Raw genomic sequence first — 19,092 nt, forward strand, 5'->3', positions numbered from 1 at the left:
CCCGCTCATCGTCGTGGTCGGCATCGTCGGCATGGCGCTGGTGTTCTTGTTCGTCCAGGTATTCCTGGCGCGTAATCCGGTCCGGGAGGGCGCGCACGACCATCACTGAAAAAGAGCTTGAGCTTCCAGTCGTTGAAAGGCGCAAGCTGAAACAAGGCATCAGAAGGCTGGCAGACCATGGAGCATGATCATCATCACAAGTCGCCAAGCATCCCGTCTGGGACCGAGTAGGTAAAGGACCCGGTTTGCGGGATGACGGTCGCGTCAAGAAGGGCGACCACAGTTTTCAGTTTTGTAGGGTTTCTTATCGCCCCACAGTTTCTGTCAGAGCACAATGGCGATCCGCGACCAACTCCGCCACTATGCCGTAGGATTGAGGAGTGATTGTGCCTCGTTTGCCAAACAGGTAATGGGTTGTTTTCGCGAAAATGGAGGTTGTAATGCGGTTCTGGGAGACGGTCGGCCTTATTCTGGTGCTGTCCATAGTAGGACTAACCTATGAGATTGCGGCGGGCCGCGTGTTAGCCCCGTTTTTTGGTACGTCTCTGGTAACTTGGACTACTGTGATCGCAACGGTTTTGGCGGGGTTTTCATTGGGTAGCGCACTCGGTGGACTTATTGCAGAACGTGAGCGAGATGTCGCGGCACAGATCGTCCGGCGGGCCCTGATCGCAACGGCAGTACTAATGGCGCTGTCACCGACGATCCTTTCGATACTGTACGGGCTCGGCGCACGGGACACCGGTGGGATGGTCCTTTCGGTTATCGTTGCGTTCTTTCCCGCGTCAGTGCTGGTCAGCTTTCCTTCTCCCTATTTGGCCAAGCTGGCCGTCGAGGCGCGGCCAGGGCGAGAGGGATCATCGCTGGGTGTCGTGCTAGCGGCGGGTTCACTGGGTGCCATTGTGGGAGCAGTTCTTGCAGGATTTGTCGCATTACCACTCGTGGGCTCGGCGCTGACTTTTGCGGCATGCGGAGCTATGGCTCTGCTGTGCGTGCCTTTTGTGCGTGGTGGCGCGCAATCCGTGCTCGGGGTGATCGCACCTGCTGGGTTGATTATCGCATTGGGCCTTACGAACGGGTCAGTCTGCCGATATGAGTCCGGTTTGTCCTGCATTGATATCGAACAACGGGATGGCGAGATCCGTTTATATTCGGACCGAATTACGCAAGCCGCTGAGCGGGTCAATCATGATAGCGCAGCACCGCAAGAAGACGCATTGGTACTGCGCTACACGCAAATGCTCTGGGCCCGCATGGCGCAGGATCTGCCTCCGGATGCGAACGTCCTTTTTGTGGGTGGCGGGGGGTACTCGCTGCCAAGTCAACTGCTAAGCCTGCGCCCAGAGGCACGAGCCGTGGCAGTCGAAATTGATCCGCTCGTGACTGAGGTGGTGCACGGAAACCTTCCTTGGGCTGCTTCTGTAATCAAGGATAACAAGCGGCTCGACATCATGCATGCAGATGGGCGCATGTATATCAACGAAACGGAGCGCCAGTTTGATGCCGCGGTCATGGACGCATTCTCCTCTGGATCGGTCCCTGCCCATCTGGTGACGTTGGAGACCTACCAGCGATTGCGAGAGATCGTGGCCGGACCCGTCTACGTCAATCTGATCGATGAGCCAAACGGACAATTGGCCCGTGGCACTCATGCGATCCTGACGCAGCTTTATCCGCATGTAACGTCGCTCATAGGACCGGTGAGCGTGAACGGCTATTCGAATTTCATCCTAACGGCGTCACCAATCCCGCTAGCACGATTAGATGATATGCTGAACGGGTATACGGTGACAACATTGGCAGCGAGCCGCGCCTTCACAGACGACCGAGGCTGGATCGGGCATCGATAGTCTGGCCAGACCCAGATGCTTTGGGATTAATAGTGACCTCGAAGAGGTCACCATTCTTTGGATCAAAATGCAAAGGCGACATTTGGTGGTAAGCAGCGAATGACGGTCTTGTCTAAGGTTTGTGGCTGCTGTCAGCGTGAGCTGCAGCGGCGACAAATCTGACAAGGAGGAAAGCGCGGGCGGATCTCGGAGCTATGGGGATTGAGCGTTACGGCTGCATCGCCTGAGGAGCAGAGCGAACCACATTGTGATGACAGGCCGCGCAGATAAGTCGGTTTTCCCAACAGGACACGGCCGACCAGTGCTCCGTCCTGCCGCTACTGGCCTGGTGCAACGCGGGGTCTGGTGAGGTGGCCGCACTGACTGGTCCGGTGTTTGCACAGGAAAGCGCCGGGTTTTTGCGTCGTATCATGCGGCGTTCTCCCGTGGCGGTGCGCGGGATCTGGGTGTTTGGCCCCGTGTGAAGGTCTCGATGACGATCATGGCGCCGCCGCACTTTGGGCAAGGCTGATGGGCATCAAGACCTGCGGGGTTGCCACTTTCCCCCTCGACTGGCGTTTGGCCGGGTTTTGGTTCTGTATTGAGCAAACGCCTGATCTCCGCGATCCGGTCACGACGGATTCCATTGGCCAGGAACCCTATGTGGCGGATGCGATGGAAGCCAGATGGCAGGACATGGATCAGGAACCGCCGAATGAACTCGCCCGTTGGCAGGCGCATGACCTTCATCCGGTCACCGCGCTTGATGCGGTAGTCTTTCCATCGGAACGTGACGGTCTCGGCATCCGCGCTGACGAGGCGGTGGTTCGAGATCGCGACCCGGTGGGTGTATCGGCTCAGATAGGCCAGCACCGCCTCTGGCCCGCCGAAGGGTGGCTTGGCATAAACAACCCAGCTGGCTTTGCGCAGTGGCGCGAGATGGGAGGCGAAGGCATCGGGATCGGCCAGTCCGGCCAGTTCCCCAAAGAAGGCCAGCTTGCCCGTTTGGTGCAGTCTGATCAGCCCTTCGAGGAACAAACGCCGGAACAGCTGCGACAGGACCTTCACCGGCAGGAAGAACCCCGGGCGACAGGCGACCCAGCGGGACCCGTCCGGCGACAGCCCGCCACCCGGCACAATGACATGCACATGCGGGTGGTGCGTCATCGCCGAGCCCCAGGTATGCAAGACCGAGGTCATACCGATCCGCGCACCAAGGTGTTTTGGATCGGCCGCAATGGTCAGCAGAGTCTGCGCGGCTGCCTTGAACAACAGACCATAGACCTCCGCCTTGTTCTGGAAGGCAATGTCCGCAATCTGGGCCGGCAGCGTGAACACCACATGGAAGTATTCAACCGGCAGAAGGTCTTCGATGCGCGCCTGCATCCAGTCTTTTGCGGTTGCTCCCTGACACTTCGGGCAGTGCCGATTGCGGCAGGAGTTGTATGCAATGTGCTGGTGATCGCACTCTGTGCAGGCAGCGACATGCCCGCCGAGAGCGGCGGTGCGGCAGTTCTCAATCGCGGACATGACCTTCAACTGTGGAAGGTTCAGGTGTCCGGCATGTTCGCGGCGATAGGCCGGCCCATGATCGCGGAAGATATCCGCGACCTCCAGTCTGGGACGAGGCATCGGATCCGGGGTCTATCCGGCACCGGCCTCCCGTCGCACCAGCAGGTCGAGCGGGCTGGTCACATCCCGGATCGTCTTGATCGCCACCTTGGTATAAATCGTTGTGGTCTCCAGCTTGGCATGGCCCAGCAGCACCTGGATCACCCTGATATCCGTCCCTCCCTCCAGCAGATGCGTGGCAAAGCTGTGTCGCAGCGTATGCGGCGAGACCCGCTTCTTGATCTCTGCAAAATCACAGGCCACTCCGAAGGCCCGGTTGAACTGCCGCGTCGAGATCGGGTCGACCCGGTTGCGGCCCGGGAACAACCAGCCCGCTGGCCGTGCTTCGCGGTAATAATCGCGCAGCAGCACAAGCAGGCTCGGCGACAGCATCACGTGGCGATCCTTGCGGCCCTTGCCTTGGTCGATGCGGATCAGCATCCGGTCGCTGTCGATGTCGCCGATCTTGAGATGCGTGACCTCGCTCGCCCGTAGCCCGCCGCCATAAGCCACGCTGAAGGCAGCCCGGTATCTCAGCCCCGGTCCAGGTGCCGCTTCGAGAATGCGGGTGACCTCCTCGGCGCTGAGCACAACCGGGATCTTCTTCGCCGCCCTCTGATACCGCATGTGCCGCTTCATCTCCGGACGCGGGCAGGTCGTCGCGTAGAAAAAACTCAGAACCGTCAGCCGGTTGTTGAAGGTCGCTGCCCCGACGCCCTTCTCATTCATGTCCAGCTGGAACGCGCGCAATTCCTCGGGTGTCGCGCTATCCGGCGAATGCCCCAGAAACCCTGTAAAATCGCGCATCGCCCGCAAATACATCGTCTGGGTTTTTGGCTGCAGCCCCTTGATCCGCATATCTTCAATAAAACGGCGGCGCAGCGGTGGGATATGTTGCTCTGACATTGAAACCTCCTGTCGTCAGATTGAGAAGGCCTCAATCGTCCGACAGGTTGGTCAGTTCGCAAAATCCATGTAGTTCACATCAGCACGCAACACCCACCACAAGCACCAATACCGCGAGAGCGGTTTCGTCCTTGTCCCGCAGAACCGACTTCGAAGCATGTTTGACGAACGTCCGCTCTATGGTGCAGGCTGCTGATAAGGCGGTGAACTGGCGATCGAACACGCTTCGCTATGCTAGGATTGAAAATCCTCGTGTCGGTGGTTCGATTCCGCCCCTGGGCACCACTTTAAACAACAAAATCAACGTAGTAGCCATGGCACAGTTTTTACTTCCTGCGTTGCACACTCATCGCACAGTTTTTTATGTGTTGATGGGCTGATTTACTGTGTTGAACACAGTGTTTGGATTCGCTGTGGCAACACAGTGTTCGCCCCAGAGTAACTTCAACACAGCAAATGACCTTGCTCTTGGAACACACCAACTCAACACAGTCATCCAACATACTGACTTGAAGCAGTCCTAGACTGTTGAATGTCACCGAGAACTGACCCATGTGTAACCGTGCCCCTGACGGGATTTGTCGGGGGTTATTGGAGTGATCGACATGGGATTTTTGAGCGTAATTCGACGATGGGCACTGAGGGACAAGATGCCCATTCGCGAGATTTCACGGCGGACTGGGCTGTCTCGCAACACCATCAGGAAGTACCTGCAGGCTGACATCGTTGAGCCCAATTTCCGAACGCCGACACGGCCAAGCAAGTTGGATCCATTTACCGAGAAACTGTCGGGCTGGCTTCTGACCGAGCAGCGAAAGTCACGCAAGGAGCGACGCACGGCCAAGCAGATGCATGCGGATCTGGTGCAGCTTGGTTTTGATGGATCGTATGAACGCGTGGCGGCCTTTGTGCGGGCACCAGCGCTTCAGGCTCACTGGCGGCCTCCGACTCCTCAACAATCTTCCCTTGTGGCCCCTGCACACAAATCGCCGTGCTTGCCAGAGATACATCCAGTCCGATAAATACATTCATGTCGTTGCCCTTCTATTCTTAGGAATTGAGGCGCATGAAAACATATGACCTCGTAGACGCGCTGCAGGCGCATCAAGGGCAACGGCACTTCAGATCATGCTGACAAACAAGCGAAACGTGCTCGATTCGCCGAAAGCCCCATTACGGCATCTTTCACTTTCTACGGGCCAATTGGACCGTGGTAACAGCCGAAGGTTTGATCCAACTGCGGTTCCCAGTGATTTCGGGCAGCAAGTCCTGTTTGGGTTCCAAGATCGGCAAAGTATATCGGCAACCCCCGCCTGACTGCCGCAGGCTTTCTCATATTATCAATAACTTATCTGGTGCTTTGGATCGGCAAAAAACCCACCTCCAGCCATGGTTGTAGGCCCAAAAATCAGGACTTCCGACGTTCAGAACAATACAGGGTTACGGATAAAAATGGGAAACGGAGGCGCAGAACCTCCTGCCAACTTGAGTTTCAGCAATATTGCCGCTATATACCGTCAGTATCACTGTAGGAGTGCGAGACATGCATATCACTAACTTCGCTGAAGCTGGGCAGTTCGAACCGCGCAAGATCGCCGCAACCCTGCGCACTTCGGCTGAGGAAATCGCATTGACCGTGGGTTTGGGCAAAGACGCGTTACAGAGGCGCGCCCGCATCAGCTCGGACAAGACACAGCGCCGCCTGCGCGAACTGGTAGAGGTACTGAACAAAGTCGAACCGCGTTTTGGGTCGGAACTGATGGCCTATGCGTGGTACCGGTCAGAGCCACTGCCCGGCTTTGATGGCCGGACAGCCATGCAGCTGGTGCAGGAAGGCAAAGCCCAGCAAGTTCTGGAATACATTGATGCGGTCGATGCGGGCATTTTCGCCTGATGCCTCTGAAAGATGGCCGCTACACAGGACCGCTCTATCGTGCTCTAAACCCGGTCTATGCGAGAGAGCCTCTCTCTGGACGTGGTGCGGAACTCTATGGAGGGCGCTTCAACGCCAAGGGCACCCCTGCCCTCTACACCTCGCTGGATCCCACGACGGCCCTCCGAGAGGCCAACCAGGTCGGTAGCCTGCAACCCACGATCCTCGTGTCCTACACCGCCGATCTCGGCCCAATTTTCGATACCCGCGATCAGGTCGGACTAGAGCAATACGGAATAACAGAGGCCATGCTTGCCGACTCAGCATGGCGCATGAAGATGCTCGACAGCCAATCGGTGCCGACGCAGGATTTCGCCGGCAGCCTCATCGCTGATGGGTTCGCAGGACTTCTGATCCGGAGTTTTGCAAAGGGCGCGTCGGCAACGGACTTCAACATCGTGCTGTGGAACTGGATCACCGAAGGTTGCGTTCTTACTGTAGTAGACGACGAAGACCGTCTGTCACGGATGTGAACTGATCTTCCAGTCGTGTCATTGCTCCAAGCATCCGAAAGGTAGATCGCATTTGCAGCGCAGCATTATTGCAGCACCTGCACCAAAATGCGGCGGCGTGGCCCGAGCGTTGCTTCGACAGCTTCATGGACGACGGGAATCAAATGGGTCTTTACATAATGCGCAACAAACTGATTGCGCGCATTAAGAATCAGTGTTTCATGATCATCCTTGCCGAAGGTCAGAAGGGAAATCCAGTTACGATAATGTTCTGGGTGTAGGTCGCGCATCCGCTTGCAGGCTGCACGCCAGGACTGGTTTTCAGTCGCGGGGATATCATCGGTTTGGTCGTTTGCTGTAGCCTTGGTTCGGAAATCAACTGCGACAACCTTGGTTTCTTTCACGGGATGGGTTTCAGCCATGCGCTCAGAGAAGTCAGGACCGACATGATCCCAATAAGGTTCCGACATGCGATAGATTTCAGGATAGTTCAGACGGTAGGCCCCTACCCTGCCCCGCACACCTTGCCGCTTACAGATGACCACACGCCTTTCTATCCAAAACTTGATCTCGCGCTTGACCGTACGTTCGGTCACGTTCCACATGCGGGCTAGATCACGTTGGCCAACACAGAATTCATCCAACCGCCAATTGTAACGCGCCGTGATCAACAGCAACAAACGCGAAAGCGATATCTGATGACGCGTATCCAGATGCAGTCCGGCAACCGATAACGCAGTCAATAAGTCATACTTTAATGAACTGGCTTTGACACCAGTTAGCCGTTTCGCATCCATTGCGTTATCTCACTGTCTTGCCTCAAGCGCCGACGTTGTTGCCGATTCTGCTTAAGTTATAGGAAGACACAAATTCCCGTTTTCTGTCAAGGACCTGCTAAGAGCGCGATTTTTTGACCCCTTCAATTATTTTAATAAAGAATAGGTTAAAATGGTTAAGGGGGACAGCTAGGCGTCACCCTATCGGACGCTGTATGTCACCATATCTCGAAAAATGCCAATTTTATGACACCAAATATGGGCTGAAACTTTGCACTTTATCCCGTTTTAGTGGCGAAAGCCGCAAAAACACGAAATTCCAAATTTCTATTTTGCAGATTTGCCCATTTCCCGTTATTCACGACATTATAGTCAAAAACAAGAGCATGCCATGAGAACCCATTCAGACCTCCAAGCCATGAACGAGCGTAGCCTGACCCAGCAAGCTGCGGTGCGCCGCGCGACCTTTTCTCCGGGCGAGGTGAAAACTCTGCGTCCTTTCTCGATCTGGGAGATCAGTCAGTTCATGTTTGATGTGCCTGCCGACACCTTGCGGAAGAAGTTGGCTGATGATCCCTCTCTGCCCCAGGGCGAAACCGAGGAAGATGGCCGCCAGCGCTGGTTCACGCTTGAAGAGATCAACGAGTTGCGCCGCCGGATCAAGTTTCGTGGCAAGACCTTGCTGCCCAGACGTCCCAAAGGTCGTGCGGTGCGCGTTGCTGTCAGCAACTTTAAAGGCGGTGTTGGTAAGACCGTTGTTGCGCAACATCTGGCCAATGCGGCCGCCCTCGATGGCTACCGTGTGCTTTGTGTGGATTTCGACCCACAGGCCACCCTCACTCACTCGATGGGGATCGTCGAGGTGAAAGAGTGGAACACCGTCTGGGGTATCATGTGCCGTGATCTGTGCCGCGAAGCGGACCGGATTACTGAAAGCTATGATGATCCTGACGACTGCCCCTACCCTTCTTCGAATGAATTGCCTGAGGATGTGCAATCCATTGGTGCGCAGCGGTTTCAGGACTTCATCCAACCAACCTGCTGGCCTACCATTGATATCATCCCTTCTTGCGCCAACGCGGCCTTTGTTGAATTCGCGAGCGCCCAGTATCGCAGCCTTCATAAGGCGTGGAGCTTTTTTGGCTGTGTGGCCCGCTATCTCGATGAATTACCCGATGACCAGTATGACCTGATCATCTTTGATTGCCCGCCTGCGATTGGCTACCAGTCGCTGAATGCGGCTTTTGCATCTGACATTCTCTATATCCCGTCAGGCCCCGGCTATTGGGAGTATGACAGCACGACCAGCTATCTGGGCCAATTAGGTGATGCGATGGAGGATATCTCGGAAGGGTTCGGCGGGCTTGCCGATGACGCCGGGCTGACTTTGCCGAAATCCTTTATGGATGTGCGTTTGCTTATGACACGGTTTGAGAGCAACAATCCGCTCCACAGCGCGATGATGGAGGCGTTCCGTAATGTATTTGGTGCCGATGTCTGCTTGAACCCGATCGAGATGACCCGCGCTGTCGAACAATCAGGGCGGTTCCAGATGAGCGTCTATGAACAGGACTATCGCCAGATGACCCGCGAGACATGGAAACGTGCAAGGCAGAGCTTCGACCGCGCCTATAATGAATTCAAAACAACTGTGTTGAAGGCTTGGGATCAGGAAAACGCAAAACCGGAGGTAGATAAATGAGCAGCAAGAACAAATTCGGTTTCGATCCGGTTGATCCGCCCGCAAGCTCTAAGCCACGCGAACGCAGTGTTGGACCGATGGGAGCGGCGGTGCGCGATGCAGCGGAGAGCCTGCAAGAAACCACTGAGGCCAAGGTGGAGCAGCGGCGTCAGAATGCCAGTGACGCCAAAGCTTACCGCGAGGCACAGGAGGCGGGGCGTCTTCTGTCAGCAGTGCCGCTCTCGGAGGTGCTGACAAGCGATCTGCCGCGCGACAGGCTTGATCTAGAGGGTGTCGCTGCCTCGGTGGAAATGGAAGAGTTGAAAGCTTCGATCAAGGAGCGTGGCCAGAAAGAACCGGTGGAGCTTTACCGTGATGCGGCAGGCAACCTGCAGCTCAAGAAAGGCTGGCGGCGCTACACGGCTTTGTCCCAGCTTTTTGCCGAAACTGGTCATGCGGCGTTTGCCACCGTGATTGCGCGGATTGATGTCGGAAAAGGGGACCGGCTCATGCGCTATATAGATATGGTCGAAGAAAACGTGGTGCGCGAGGACCTGAGCTTTGCAGAGATGGCACAGGTGGCCATCCTTGCGGCGCAGGATGCTGAAACCGATGAGCTTGACCCTGATGCGATGGTACCGCGGCTTTACGCATCGCTGCATAAGGTCAAACGTTCTTATATTCGCAGCTTTGTGTTTTTGCTCTGTGCCCTGGAGGACGACTTGAAGTGGCCCAAGGCGGTGCCACGTAACCTTGGTGTGGATGTGGCGCGCGCGCTTAAGTCGCTCGATAGTGCAGCGGCGCTGAGAGCCCAATTGCGGGTTTGTGCTAATGCTGATGAGCAGAATGCGCTGCTCGCCAAGTTTCTGGAAGCCAAGCCGAAGACCTTGGCGACGCCGCAGCCCGCCGAGCGGAAAGAAAAGCGCGAATTTCATGTCGGCGATATGAAGGTCACTGCGCGCAAAGGCGAATGCCGGATCGTTGCGGATGATGATTTTGCAGGGTTGCCGAAAGCGCAGCTTGAACGTGCGGTGCAGGCGTTCCGGCGTGCCTTGCGTGAGAACGACCCGAATGTGTCGTCGCTTTGAGAGGGTGGGGTTACCCGTGGGTAACACTTCGCTACCGGTCCTGAACAGAGAAGGGCGGTTACCCACGGGTAACCGCCATTTTGCTTTCGATAAGGGTAGGTATATAGCAGCTGTGGCTTAAGGTCAGGCCTGTACTCCGAGGGCGGAGATCACCTAATTGCGCCAAGTTGCGCAATTCCCTCGATGAGGGGCATGGCGCGCATGTCTTGTGTCACTGGCACGTTTTGTTTGCCGGCGTAGATCAGCAGCTTTCGCGTGGCTTTGATGTCTTCTGCGCCTGTGTGAAAACCGCGCGAAACCTTCGGTGCAGTCGTGCGTTTGATCTCGACGGCCCAGATGTCGCCGCCCGGCAGGCGAAGGACCAAATCAAGCTCCGCGCCCGCAGAGGTGCGATAGAAGAAAGGCTCAGTGCCAGCGGGCGCCGCTGCAAGAAGGGCCTCGATGCAGAACCCTTCCCAGCTGCCGCCGACGACAGGATGCCCGAGCAAACCCTCAGTCGTACCAATACTTAACAGCGCATGTACAATTCCGCTGTCCCTCACATAGACCTTTGGGGATTTGATCAAGCGTTTGTCAACATTCTCGTGCCAGGGCTGCAACCGCCGCACCAGCATGAGATCGACGAGCAGGTCGAGATAACGACCGACAGTTTGGCCGGAAACGCCAAGCCCTTCAGCGAGGGTGGCGGCGTTCAATAGACCACCTTGCATATGCGCCAGCATTGTCCAGAGGCGCCGCAAGGTTGCGGTCGGGATGCGCGGTCCGAGGGCAGGGATGTCGCGTTCCAGATAGGTGCGCAGGAAATCCAGACGCCAGTCCGTGCTGGCCTGATCGCTTGTGGCCAAGAAACTGGCAGGAAAGCCGCCGCGCAGCCAAAGTTTGTTCAATTCGTTTGCACCGACCTCTACGAGTTGCAGAGGGGGCAATTCGATATCCCGGACGCGGCCAGCCAGAGATTCTGCCGATTGTTGCAGAGGAACATTGCAGGCCGAGCCAAGCAGCAAAAACTGTCCAGTTCGAAACCCGGACCGCCGGCGGCTGTCGATCTGGCCACGCAGGCTTTTGAACAAACCTGGCATCTGCTGAACCTCATCGAGAATTACGAGCTTGCCGACTTGTTCATCCAGATACAGATCCGGTTCGGTCAGGATTTGCCTGTCGGCTTCACGCTCCAGATGAAGATATACCGATGGCCGCTCCGAAGCGATGTCGAGAGCAAGTGTGGTCTTCCCAACCTGTCGGGGTCCAAGAAGGACAACAGCGGCTTGGTTCTCTAGCGCGGATTGCACAAGTTGATGAGTTTGACGCGTATACATAGCTTGCAATTACTTCATCTAATGGTAGATTTACAAGGTAAATTGCTGTGCGACTGAATTACGGTCCAATTTAAGACGTCGCCTGAAATGACGAGCTGTCTGTGCGCCAAGATTCACTCCAACAACCCAAGACGCTCCGCCCGTTTCAAACACCCGCGCCAGCACCGGCCGCGCACGATTGCCGCCCGAGGCCTGTTCTTCATGGATCTCGGAGCAGCCTGCGGATTTCAGGGCCTGTGACTGGGGCAGGGGGGTCTGATCCTCGGTAGAGACGCGGGCATAACCGATCAGGGGCATCAAAACAGTCTTTTTGCAGTGATATGTATCGCTACCAAAAGACATGGTGTGATTGCGGCGGTCGCTCTCCAGTAGCGAACGAGATCCGGTATGTTGGCCTCATGGATATAAGCCGTGAGGAGAACGACCTATGGAACATTATGCTGGTTTGGATGTGTCACTGAAAGACATTTCGATCTGCGTTGTTGATCATGATGGCAAGACCATCGCGCGCGGGACGTGCCCTGCGGACCCCGAGGGCGTGGCAGGTTGGTTTTGCAACCGATCGCTCACGCCACGCCGGATCGTACATGAGAGCGGGATGCTTTCGATCTGGCTGCAGCGCGGGATGATGAGGCTTGGTCTTGTAGCGACATGCATCGATGCCCGGAAAGCGCACAAGGCTCTGTCGGCCCGGCTCAACAAGTCCGATGCAGCTGATGCTGAAGGAGTGGCGCAGCTTGCGCGGACCGGCTGGTTTACACTGGTCCACATCCGGAGCGAAGATGCTGACAGGCTGCGAAGTCTGGTCGGTGCGTGAGAACGGATGATCCGGTTGCGCAAAGACCTCGAAGGTCACATCCGGGGCGTGCTGAAAACCTTCGGCATCCGAATGACCGCCATCGGCCAAGGTCGGCAGCGCCAGAATTTTCGAGACCAACTGGCTGCAGTGGGGGAAACCGATCCGGTGCTGGGCGCCATCGCCGATGGGTTTATCATGGCCCACTCCACGCTGTGCCAAGTGGCGGACGATCTCGATAAGGCTGTGAAGAAAAAGGCGAAGGTCCACCCCGTTGCGTGTCGCCTGATGACCATTCCTGGCATCGGGCCAGTAAATGCGCTCAGCTTCATTGCCCTGGTCGATAATCCAGACCGGTTCAGCCGGGTGACTGATGTCGGCGCATTCCTCGGGCTTACACCAAAGCGGCACCAGTCTGGCGAAATGGATTGGTCGGGACGGCTGTCGAAGTGCGGAGATGGGACGATGCGCGGACTGCTGTTCGAGGCAGCGTCCTGCTGGATCCGCCAGGTAAAGCGGTTCTCGCCACTGAAGAGCTGGGCTGTGCGACTGGCCGGACGACGCGGCTTCCGAAAGGCCGCAGTCGCAACAGCGCGCAAGATCGCAGTCCTGATGCTGACGATCTGGAAATCTGGCGCAGACTATTACTGGACAAAGGAGGCCACTGCCTGATCTGAATTTCCACCGCTGAGAAGGCGGGAAGCGAAGTCCCGACGGGACGGAGGTAGATTGATCTCGTAAAAACGGTTGGGGCGCAGGCTCGCTTGACAAAGCCGCAATCAGAGAACCGTGTGTAAACGAGTGCAAGGGCGGGTTCTCTGATGTTGCTTACCGGAATGCCCTTTATTTCCCATACAATGAGCGCGATCAGACAACCCTCGCTGACCATCGCCCGCGCGTGCTATATAAGGAATTTGGGCGCATTCGGACAAAACCCTTGGTTAAAGTGCAGAAATCCACTATTTTGCACATATGAAGCCTCAAGCGCCTGCCTTACATGATGAATTGGATACTCTCTTGCTCGACGCTGAGGAGGTGGAACAGACGTCCGAGGACGACCTGTGGTTTCTGCCCGGCCCGATGGAAGAGGAACCGGATTATCTGCCGCCCGGACCACGGGCCGAACCGCGTGAAGCCGAGGTCCTCGACGATTGGCGGAAAGCAGAGGCGGGTCATGCCGCGCGTCTTGCTCGTGTGGCCGGTCGCGCCGGCGCGCTAGACGACCGGCTAAAGCGCGGCCCGGAAGGATGGCGGCACAGGCTTGCCCTGATCGAGGCTGCCGACCTCAGCTGGTTCGCGGGTGACCGCATCGGCCCGGATCGGCTGGCGCTCTGGATCTCTATGCGCATCTCAGGCGTTCGGGAGGACACTGCCGCGCTCGCGCGTGTCGGATGGGCCGTGAGACGTTTGACAGGCGGTCCCGGCCCCGAGACAGACCTTTCTGCGTTCCTAGACCGTCGAGATCCCGAAAACATGGCCGATGAGGCAGAGCCATTCTCGGACCGCGCGGGAGGCTGGACGGGCGTAATGGCGCAAGCCGCTGATCTTCACCCGATAACCCGTGCTTGTGTGGGTTATCACCTCTGGAGCCTCGCGGGCCTTGGGCAGCAGGGCGATCGAATGGAAGCGGCAGTCACGGCCGCGCGGATCGCGGCCAGCGAGGGCAAGGGAGCAGTCTTTGCACCTCTGGCAATGGGAGGGGCAGGGGGACTGCGCGCTGCAGGCTCACCCGCTGACCGTCTGGCGCGATGGCTTGACGGGATGGAGACCGCCTGCCTGACCGCCGTGCGCCACCTAGACGATATCGAAGCATGGTCAGCGCGGGCAGAAACCGAGATGATCCCACTCTCGGGCCGTACGCCCCCAGCCTTGTGCGCAGTTCTGACCGAATGGCCACTCGTCTCCGCCCCGATGGCCGAGACCATGACTGGCATCAGCCGCGCCGCCGTTCAGCGCAACCTCGCCTGGATGGAAACGCACGGCCTGATCTGCGAGGTGACTGGGCAGGGGCGGTACCGGATGTGGCGACCAACGATCTGAATGCTCTGAGGCAGGCGTCAGCCATGAAGGAACAGGGTTGCTTGGCTCTCGCTAAAGGTGCTGGTGTGACCTTTCGGTGGTGCGCGTCAGTTTGGCCTAAGCGATATCTGAAGCTCCGATAATTCTTGGATAAAGTCGTCTTCCATACCCGAGAAGAGGCTAATCAGTTCATCTTGGCGGGGTTGGCCAAAGGCCAGCCGGTAAGTGGCCAGAGATGTGATGAGATCCTTGTAGCGTTCCTTCTCGCGCCTGAAGGGCGGAATGAGGACGACCCGCTCAACCTTGTGATTACCTGGGTAGACCCAGAACGGAATGATGTCTCCCGAACGGCCATTTGAAACCTCATCCTCTTGCGCGGCGTCAAACATGGAGATCCAAGGTGATTGGTTGTTCTGCGCAGTGAGCGGCGTGGCGGGAAAAGCAGCGACGACGTTGCGACGGACAGCATGGTTTTTGTAACGATGAACCCGTCCTTCACGCTGCTCGATATCGACAGGGTTCCGCGGGCGGTTCCAGTGCACGATCCGCGAGCAGTAGGGATGAAAATCCAATCCGTCCTGTCCAATCGACGTAGACGCGAGAACAAATGGCCTGAACGGCGATTTGAAGGCCGCCTGGACCGCGGATGTTCGACGCACCCCCTTTTCATCTTCGGCTTTTGTTGCAAAGCGCATGGCGAAACGGGCGCGCACTCCGAATGTCTGTTCATGCAGACGCCCCGCTTTCGTCGACCAGTGGTCCAATGTGATCTGTGCAGGGCGCAAGGCGACTAAGCCGGGGTAGCAATTGAGCGGTTACGTTTAATCGCGGTTGGTCGCGCATTTGGAAGTGTTTGCCGTTTAAAGCAGGCGTACATGGCAGGGATCACTGCTCAGGGCGCATGGGTCTTCGTGGCCAGAGGGATATTTGGCCAGTGGGGTTGTTTCTGAGCAGGTGAGGGTGCGCGGTTGTCTCAGGGAACAGCGTTGGCGTGCGCAGTTATCTCGTAGAGCCGGATCAGGGCGCGGACTTCTGGGTTTTCTGGACCAAGCACGGCAAGCGTGGCCAGCATGCTCTCAATGTTGACGCGCGCCTTCTTCGTGAGACGGGACATGTGATTGCGCGGCTTACGGGACTGGGGTGCATTGGCGGTCGCGGTGAACCGCCACATCTTGCTCCGGATGATCTTGAAGATCGTGACGACACTGACGCCGATGGTGAACGCCACCGGTATTGGTCGGATGGTGACAAACTGCGCATTATGGAGGAGAGCTTGATCGGCCACCGCAGGTGGCAGCCACAGCGCGGCGACACGACATTTGCCGGTCGCTGCTGCCACCTGGCGGCGGCAGTAGGTCAGCTTGGGCGCGAAATATAAGCCAGCGATGTGGCGGGCCGAGTAAATGAACCCAACTTACATTGTAACTTATAACATAAATCAGATAGGTAACCACAAGGACTACCAAGGATCAGCCGACTTATCGGAGACATCATATGACAACATGGACATCCGGCTATGTGGCCGATCTTGATTACACCCACGGCTTTTATCGAGAGCTCACACCGGAACTCATACGTTTCGTTGCCTTGGCGAAAGGTGTTCAGACACGCACCTCAATCACTTATTGTGAGCTCGGCTGTGGGCAGGGTTTCTCGGCCAATATTATTGCTGCCGCCAATCCTCACGTCCAAGTCTATGCCAATGACTTCAACCCTGTGCAGGTTTCTGGAGCGAATGTGCTTGCCTCTGAAGCTGGAGCTTCGAACGCTCATTTCTTCGATCATGCATTTGAAGAGTTCGCAGCTGAACCGTCATTACCAGACCAATTTGACGTAATCGCTTTGCATGGCATTTACAGTTGGATCAGCCCGCAAAACCGACAGCATATTGTAGATTTCGTCAAACGTAAGCTCAAGGTTAGTGGACTTCTCTACATTAGTTATAACACACTCCCAGGCTGGGCGGCAGCGATGCCTTTGCGCCGTCTCATGGTGGATCACGCAGGAACTACGGCAGGCCCTGTTACCACCCGTGTTGAGGCCGCTATCAGCTTCACTGAGAAGGTTATTGCGGCGCAGCCTGCCTATTTTGCACAAAGCCCGACAGTGGGTCCACGCTTCGAAAAATTCAAAGGGATGTCCCGAAACTACCTCGCTCATGAGTATTTCAACCGCGATTGGACACCATTTTATTTTGGAGATGTTGTCGCAGAGTTGAGTGAGGCAAAGCTCACTTTCGTTGGTTCAGCCAACCTTCTTGACCATATTGACGCAGTGAACCTGTCGGAGGAACAGCAGAAGCTGCTTGCGGAGAGTGGTGATCCCATACGCCGTGAAGGCCTGCGCGACTACATGATAAACCAGCAGTTTCGTCGTGATGTCTTCATAAAAGGTGTTCTTTCACACAGTGTGATGTCCGCTCGGGAAGCTTGGCTCGAGATGCGTTTTGCACTCTCCACGTTGCGCGCTGATGTGCCTCTGACGGTCACAGGTGCGCGGGGAGAAGCAAACCTCCAAGCCGACGTTTATGGACCCATCCTGGATGCTTTTGCACAAGGACCCGTGAGTGTCCGTCAGGCTCTGTCTGACCAAAAGATTGCTGATCTTGGTTGGGCCAAACTGATGCAGGCGCTTGCGGTCCTGGTTGGCTCAGGACATCTGCAGCCTTGCTTGTCTTCCAAAGAGGAAGGGAAACGCCGTGAGCGCACAAAGGCTTTCAACATGGCCGTTTGTAACCGTGCCAAATCATCTGCTGATCTGTCTTTTCTGGCGTCCCCGGTAACCGGCGGTGGTATCCAGGTTGACCGGTTCCAACAGCTCTTCTTACTCGCTCGTGCGCAAAAGGAATCCGATCCAGCGACTTTTGTCTGGAACATCCTCAAGGCTCAAGATCAGCGCCTCATAAGGGATGGAAAGCCCCTCGACAGCCCTGACGACAATATAGCCGAACTCAAGGAGCGCTTATCAGTGTTTGACGAGAAGCGTCTTCCTGTTCTTAAACAGCTCGGGATCGCCTGATGTTACATGCACATTGCAAAGCTTTGCTTACCAACACCATCGCTATGACGGTTCTGCTGTTTTCAGTAGCGGAGGCATCTGGACAGACGCAAGATATCGAAGGGCGCTATCAGGTTTCGTGGGCAAACCTTGGTGGGTCAGGCCAGTATAGCGGCGAGGTGGCCGTGACCCGCACAGGCGACGCTCTGATGTCTTTTTTCAAGGATTGTTTCAGCATTTTTAGAACGCCAGAGCGTTTTCTGTATTATGGGCCCCCAAAGGAGGGCGCGAGGTCTGAAGACGTCGGTGAACAAGCTCTGATGCGCGGGTTGGATACCGCATGACCGAATGTGCGTCTCGGGGCTATTCCTATCTTACAACGGGCATCAACGTGTGTTGGCCTCAAAGCGATTGCCGGATATTCCCCTGCCGTTAACCTCGCGCCCGCCATTGGGCGCATGTAGTCTGCACCTATCAGGCGGGCATGGTGCGGCGCGCAATATCCCACATGAAGGCAGCCATTTCCCGAGCAATGGCAGTGGTGACGACCGTCGACTTCTTGCCACGTTGGCTGAGTTTGCGATACCGCGCAGTCAGCCGAGATTGTGCTTTCCAGGCAATGTCCTGAACCTCGGCAGGTTGGTCCTGAAGGATGTAGAGCTTCCTCGCTCCCGGCCGTGCTGGCAATCGATAGGTCCAAGCACCTTCAATCAGCTTATGACGAACGCGGGAGTTACCTGCGCGCGTAATCCCACCGCGCTTGGTCGTTTTTCCTGTCGAGTACTCGCTTGGCACGAGCCCCAGATAAGCCATCAATTTCACCGGCGTCTCAAAACGCCGCACATCCCCAATCTCGGCCATGAAGGTGACGGCACTTATCATTGCCACACCTCGCAAGGCCTGAAGCGCATTCACAGCCGGGGCAAGATCCCATTCCGGCACCAGAGCTTCAATATGTCCAGTGAGCCGATAATGGCGTTCTGTGGCATTCCGCTCAGCTTGCAGCATCTCCTGAAGGGCGAGCTGATGCGCCGGATGAGCGAAGCTTTGGCTTTGCAGCCATTGACGATATCGCATCGTCCAAGGTTTGGTCCGGTGATAGACCCGCCCGTGACGCAGCATGAAGGCCGAAACGAGCTGGTGTTTGTGCCGCTGATCCTCTGCGGCACTTTCTCGAGCGCGAACTAAGTCGCGCATTGCCTCATGCGTTTCATCAGGCACCCAAATCGGCGTCAGTTCGCCGGCACGCAATAGCCGGGCCAGTCGAATTGCATCCAGCCGGTCTGTCTTTACGCGCTCACCGGCACGCACCGGAATCAACGAGGGCGCGACAACACAGCATTCGAAACCGAACGATCGCACCTGCCGATAAAGACCATATCCCGTAGGTCCCGCTTCATAGCATACTGAGACAGTCGAACCACGCCCCGCAAGTTTCTTGAGCAGCCGGTCGACGCTGGCAGGGGTATTCTCAAAGGTACCCAAGCTGAGAACTTCGTCACGTACTCCACCGCCCGCAATTGCAACTGCCAGCTTGTCCTTCGACACATCGATCCCAACATAGATCACTGATTGTTCTGTCGTCATGCTTTCCTCCATCGCTATGAGACGGCACACGCCGTCATGCGATCAGAATACAACCTGATCTGTCAGAAGCGCGCGGATAGAGAAAGACATGCGGTCTTACT

The 19,092-nt window shown here is 56.6% G+C and carries 17 protein-coding genes, 1 tRNA gene and 4 pseudogenes; 12 read left to right on the forward strand and 10 right to left on the reverse strand.

From position 1 onward, the window contains the following. Positions 1-440: 440 nt before the first annotated feature. A complete protein-coding gene (locus VGP75_RS17310) occupies positions 441-1,850 on the forward strand; it encodes a fused MFS/spermidine synthase (protein WP_327544843.1) in 1,410 nt (469 codons plus the stop codon). A gap of 408 nt (positions 1,851-2,258) precedes the next feature. On the opposite strand, the gene VGP75_RS17315 is transcribed toward VGP75_RS17310, so the two are convergent. Both VGP75_RS17315 and VGP75_RS17320 read right to left on the reverse strand, forming a co-directional pair. Continuing rightward, complete coding sequence (locus VGP75_RS17315; protein WP_327544844.1) at positions 2,259-3,461, reverse strand: IS91 family transposase; 1,203 nt, start codon at positions 3,459-3,461, stop codon at positions 2,259-2,261. Positions 3,462-3,473: 12 nt separating this feature from the next. After that, entirely contained in the window at positions 3,474-4,346 is an 873-nt protein-coding gene (locus tag VGP75_RS17320; protein WP_327544845.1) for a tyrosine-type recombinase/integrase, read from the reverse strand. Positions 4,347-4,549: 203 nt separating this feature from the next. On the opposite strand from VGP75_RS17320, the gene VGP75_RS17325 reads away from it, so the two are divergent. Together VGP75_RS17325 and VGP75_RS17330 are read left to right on the forward strand one after the other, a co-directional pair. Then, a tRNA-OTHER gene (locus tag VGP75_RS17325) sits at positions 4,550-4,631 on the forward strand. Positions 4,632-4,951: 320 nt separating this feature from the next. Continuing rightward, positions 4,952-5,260 (forward strand): annotated as a pseudogene (locus tag VGP75_RS17330) (IS21 family transposase); the annotation flags it as partial. Here the strand turns inward: VGP75_RS17330 and VGP75_RS20665 are convergent. Continuing rightward, positions 5,256-5,378: pseudogene (locus VGP75_RS20665) on the reverse strand (IS110 family transposase); the annotation flags it as partial. The pseudogenes VGP75_RS17330 and VGP75_RS20665 sit on opposite strands and share 5 nt — an antisense overlap. A 511-nt stretch (positions 5,379-5,889) precedes the next feature. Between VGP75_RS20665 and VGP75_RS17335 the strand changes: the two are divergent. Both VGP75_RS17335 and VGP75_RS17340 read left to right on the forward strand, forming a co-directional pair. Continuing rightward, positions 5,890-6,240 (forward strand): MbcA/ParS/Xre antitoxin family protein, encoded by a 351-nt coding sequence (locus VGP75_RS17335; RefSeq protein WP_327544846.1) that lies wholly within the window; start codon positions 5,890-5,892, stop codon positions 6,238-6,240. Then, positions 6,240-6,752 (forward strand): RES family NAD+ phosphorylase, encoded by a 513-nt coding sequence (locus VGP75_RS17340; protein ID WP_327544847.1) that lies wholly within the window; start codon positions 6,240-6,242, stop codon positions 6,750-6,752. Before VGP75_RS17335 ends, VGP75_RS17340 begins: the two co-directional genes overlap by 1 nt. Positions 6,753-6,817: 65 nt before the next feature. Here VGP75_RS17340 and VGP75_RS17345 read toward each other — a convergent pair whose 3' ends face one another. Beyond that, positions 6,818-7,528: a DnaA N-terminal domain-containing protein gene (locus VGP75_RS17345; protein WP_327544848.1), complete on the reverse strand. Its 711-nt coding sequence runs from the start codon at positions 7,526-7,528 to the stop codon at positions 6,818-6,820. 370 nt (positions 7,529-7,898) lie between these two features. On the opposite strand from VGP75_RS17345, the gene VGP75_RS17350 reads away from it, so the two are divergent. Next, positions 7,899-9,209 (forward strand): AAA family ATPase, encoded by a 1,311-nt coding sequence (locus VGP75_RS17350; RefSeq protein ID WP_157059042.1) that lies wholly within the window; start codon positions 7,899-7,901, stop codon positions 9,207-9,209. Further along, positions 9,206-10,276: a ParB/RepB/Spo0J family partition protein gene (locus VGP75_RS17355; protein ID WP_327544849.1), complete on the forward strand. Its 1,071-nt coding sequence runs from the start codon at positions 9,206-9,208 to the stop codon at positions 10,274-10,276. The genes VGP75_RS17350 and VGP75_RS17355 overlap by 4 nt, the downstream gene beginning before the upstream one ends. Before the next feature lie 149 nt (positions 10,277-10,425). Here the strand turns inward: VGP75_RS17355 and VGP75_RS17360 are convergent, their stop codons facing one another. The 3 genes and pseudogenes from VGP75_RS17360 to VGP75_RS17365 form a co-directional block, all read right to left on the reverse strand. Beyond that, complete coding sequence (locus VGP75_RS17360) at positions 10,426-11,202, reverse strand: ATP-binding protein (RefSeq protein ID WP_526025530.1); 777 nt, start codon at positions 11,200-11,202, stop codon at positions 10,426-10,428. A gap of 33 nt (positions 11,203-11,235) precedes the next feature. Continuing rightward, positions 11,236-11,592, reverse strand: a pseudogene (locus tag VGP75_RS20715) (AAA family ATPase); the annotation flags it as partial. A 135-nt stretch (positions 11,593-11,727) separates the two neighbouring features. Next, positions 11,728-11,889, reverse strand: a pseudogene (locus VGP75_RS17365) (recombinase family protein); the annotation flags it as partial. A gap of 130 nt (positions 11,890-12,019) precedes the next feature. Here VGP75_RS17365 and VGP75_RS20720 point away from each other — a divergent pair. The 3 genes from VGP75_RS20720 to VGP75_RS17380 all read left to right on the forward strand — a co-directional run bounded on the left by VGP75_RS20720 (position 12,020) and on the right by VGP75_RS17380 (position 14,428). Beyond that, positions 12,020-12,409, forward strand: coding sequence for an IS110 family transposase (locus tag VGP75_RS20720; protein WP_327544851.1), 390 nt, complete (start codon positions 12,020-12,022; stop codon positions 12,407-12,409). Between the two features lie 15 nt (positions 12,410-12,424). After that, positions 12,425-13,060, forward strand: a complete 636-nt coding sequence (locus VGP75_RS20725) for a transposase (protein ID WP_327544852.1) — start codon at positions 12,425-12,427, stop codon at positions 13,058-13,060. Positions 13,061-13,360: 300 nt separating this feature from the next. Beyond that, positions 13,361-14,428 carry a hypothetical protein gene (locus tag VGP75_RS17380; RefSeq protein ID WP_327544853.1) on the forward strand — a complete coding sequence of 356 codons (1,068 nt, stop codon included), beginning with the start codon at positions 13,361-13,363 and terminating at the stop codon, positions 14,426-14,428. Positions 14,429-14,514: 86 nt separating this feature from the next. Here VGP75_RS17380 and VGP75_RS17385 read toward each other — a convergent pair whose 3' ends face one another. After that, positions 14,515-15,120, reverse strand: a complete 606-nt coding sequence (locus VGP75_RS17385) for a helicase-related protein (protein WP_327544854.1) — start codon at positions 15,118-15,120, stop codon at positions 14,515-14,517. 260 nt (positions 15,121-15,380) lie between these two features. Beyond that, complete coding sequence (locus VGP75_RS17390; RefSeq protein WP_327544855.1) at positions 15,381-15,746, reverse strand: hypothetical protein; 366 nt, start codon at positions 15,744-15,746, stop codon at positions 15,381-15,383. A 155-nt stretch (positions 15,747-15,901) separates the two neighbouring features. Here VGP75_RS17390 and VGP75_RS17395 point away from each other — a divergent pair, with 155 nt between their 5' ends. Next, positions 15,902-17,425, forward strand: coding sequence for a methyltransferase regulatory domain-containing protein (locus VGP75_RS17395; RefSeq protein ID WP_327544856.1), 1,524 nt, complete (start codon positions 15,902-15,904; stop codon positions 17,423-17,425). Then, a complete protein-coding gene (locus VGP75_RS17400) occupies positions 17,425-17,748 on the forward strand; it encodes a hypothetical protein (protein WP_327544857.1) in 324 nt (107 codons plus the stop codon). The genes VGP75_RS17395 and VGP75_RS17400 overlap by 1 nt, the downstream gene beginning before the upstream one ends. 130 nt (positions 17,749-17,878) lie before the next feature. Here the strand turns inward: VGP75_RS17400 and VGP75_RS17405 are convergent, their stop codons facing one another. Continuing rightward, positions 17,879-18,991, reverse strand: coding sequence for an IS110 family RNA-guided transposase (locus VGP75_RS17405; RefSeq protein ID WP_327544858.1), 1,113 nt, complete (start codon positions 18,989-18,991; stop codon positions 17,879-17,881). Between the last annotated feature and the right edge of the window lie 101 nt (positions 18,992-19,092).

Origin of the sequence: Yoonia sp., from assembly GCF_036007805.1 — a bacterium.
Classification (GTDB): Bacteria; Pseudomonadota; Alphaproteobacteria; order Rhodobacterales; family Rhodobacteraceae; genus Yoonia.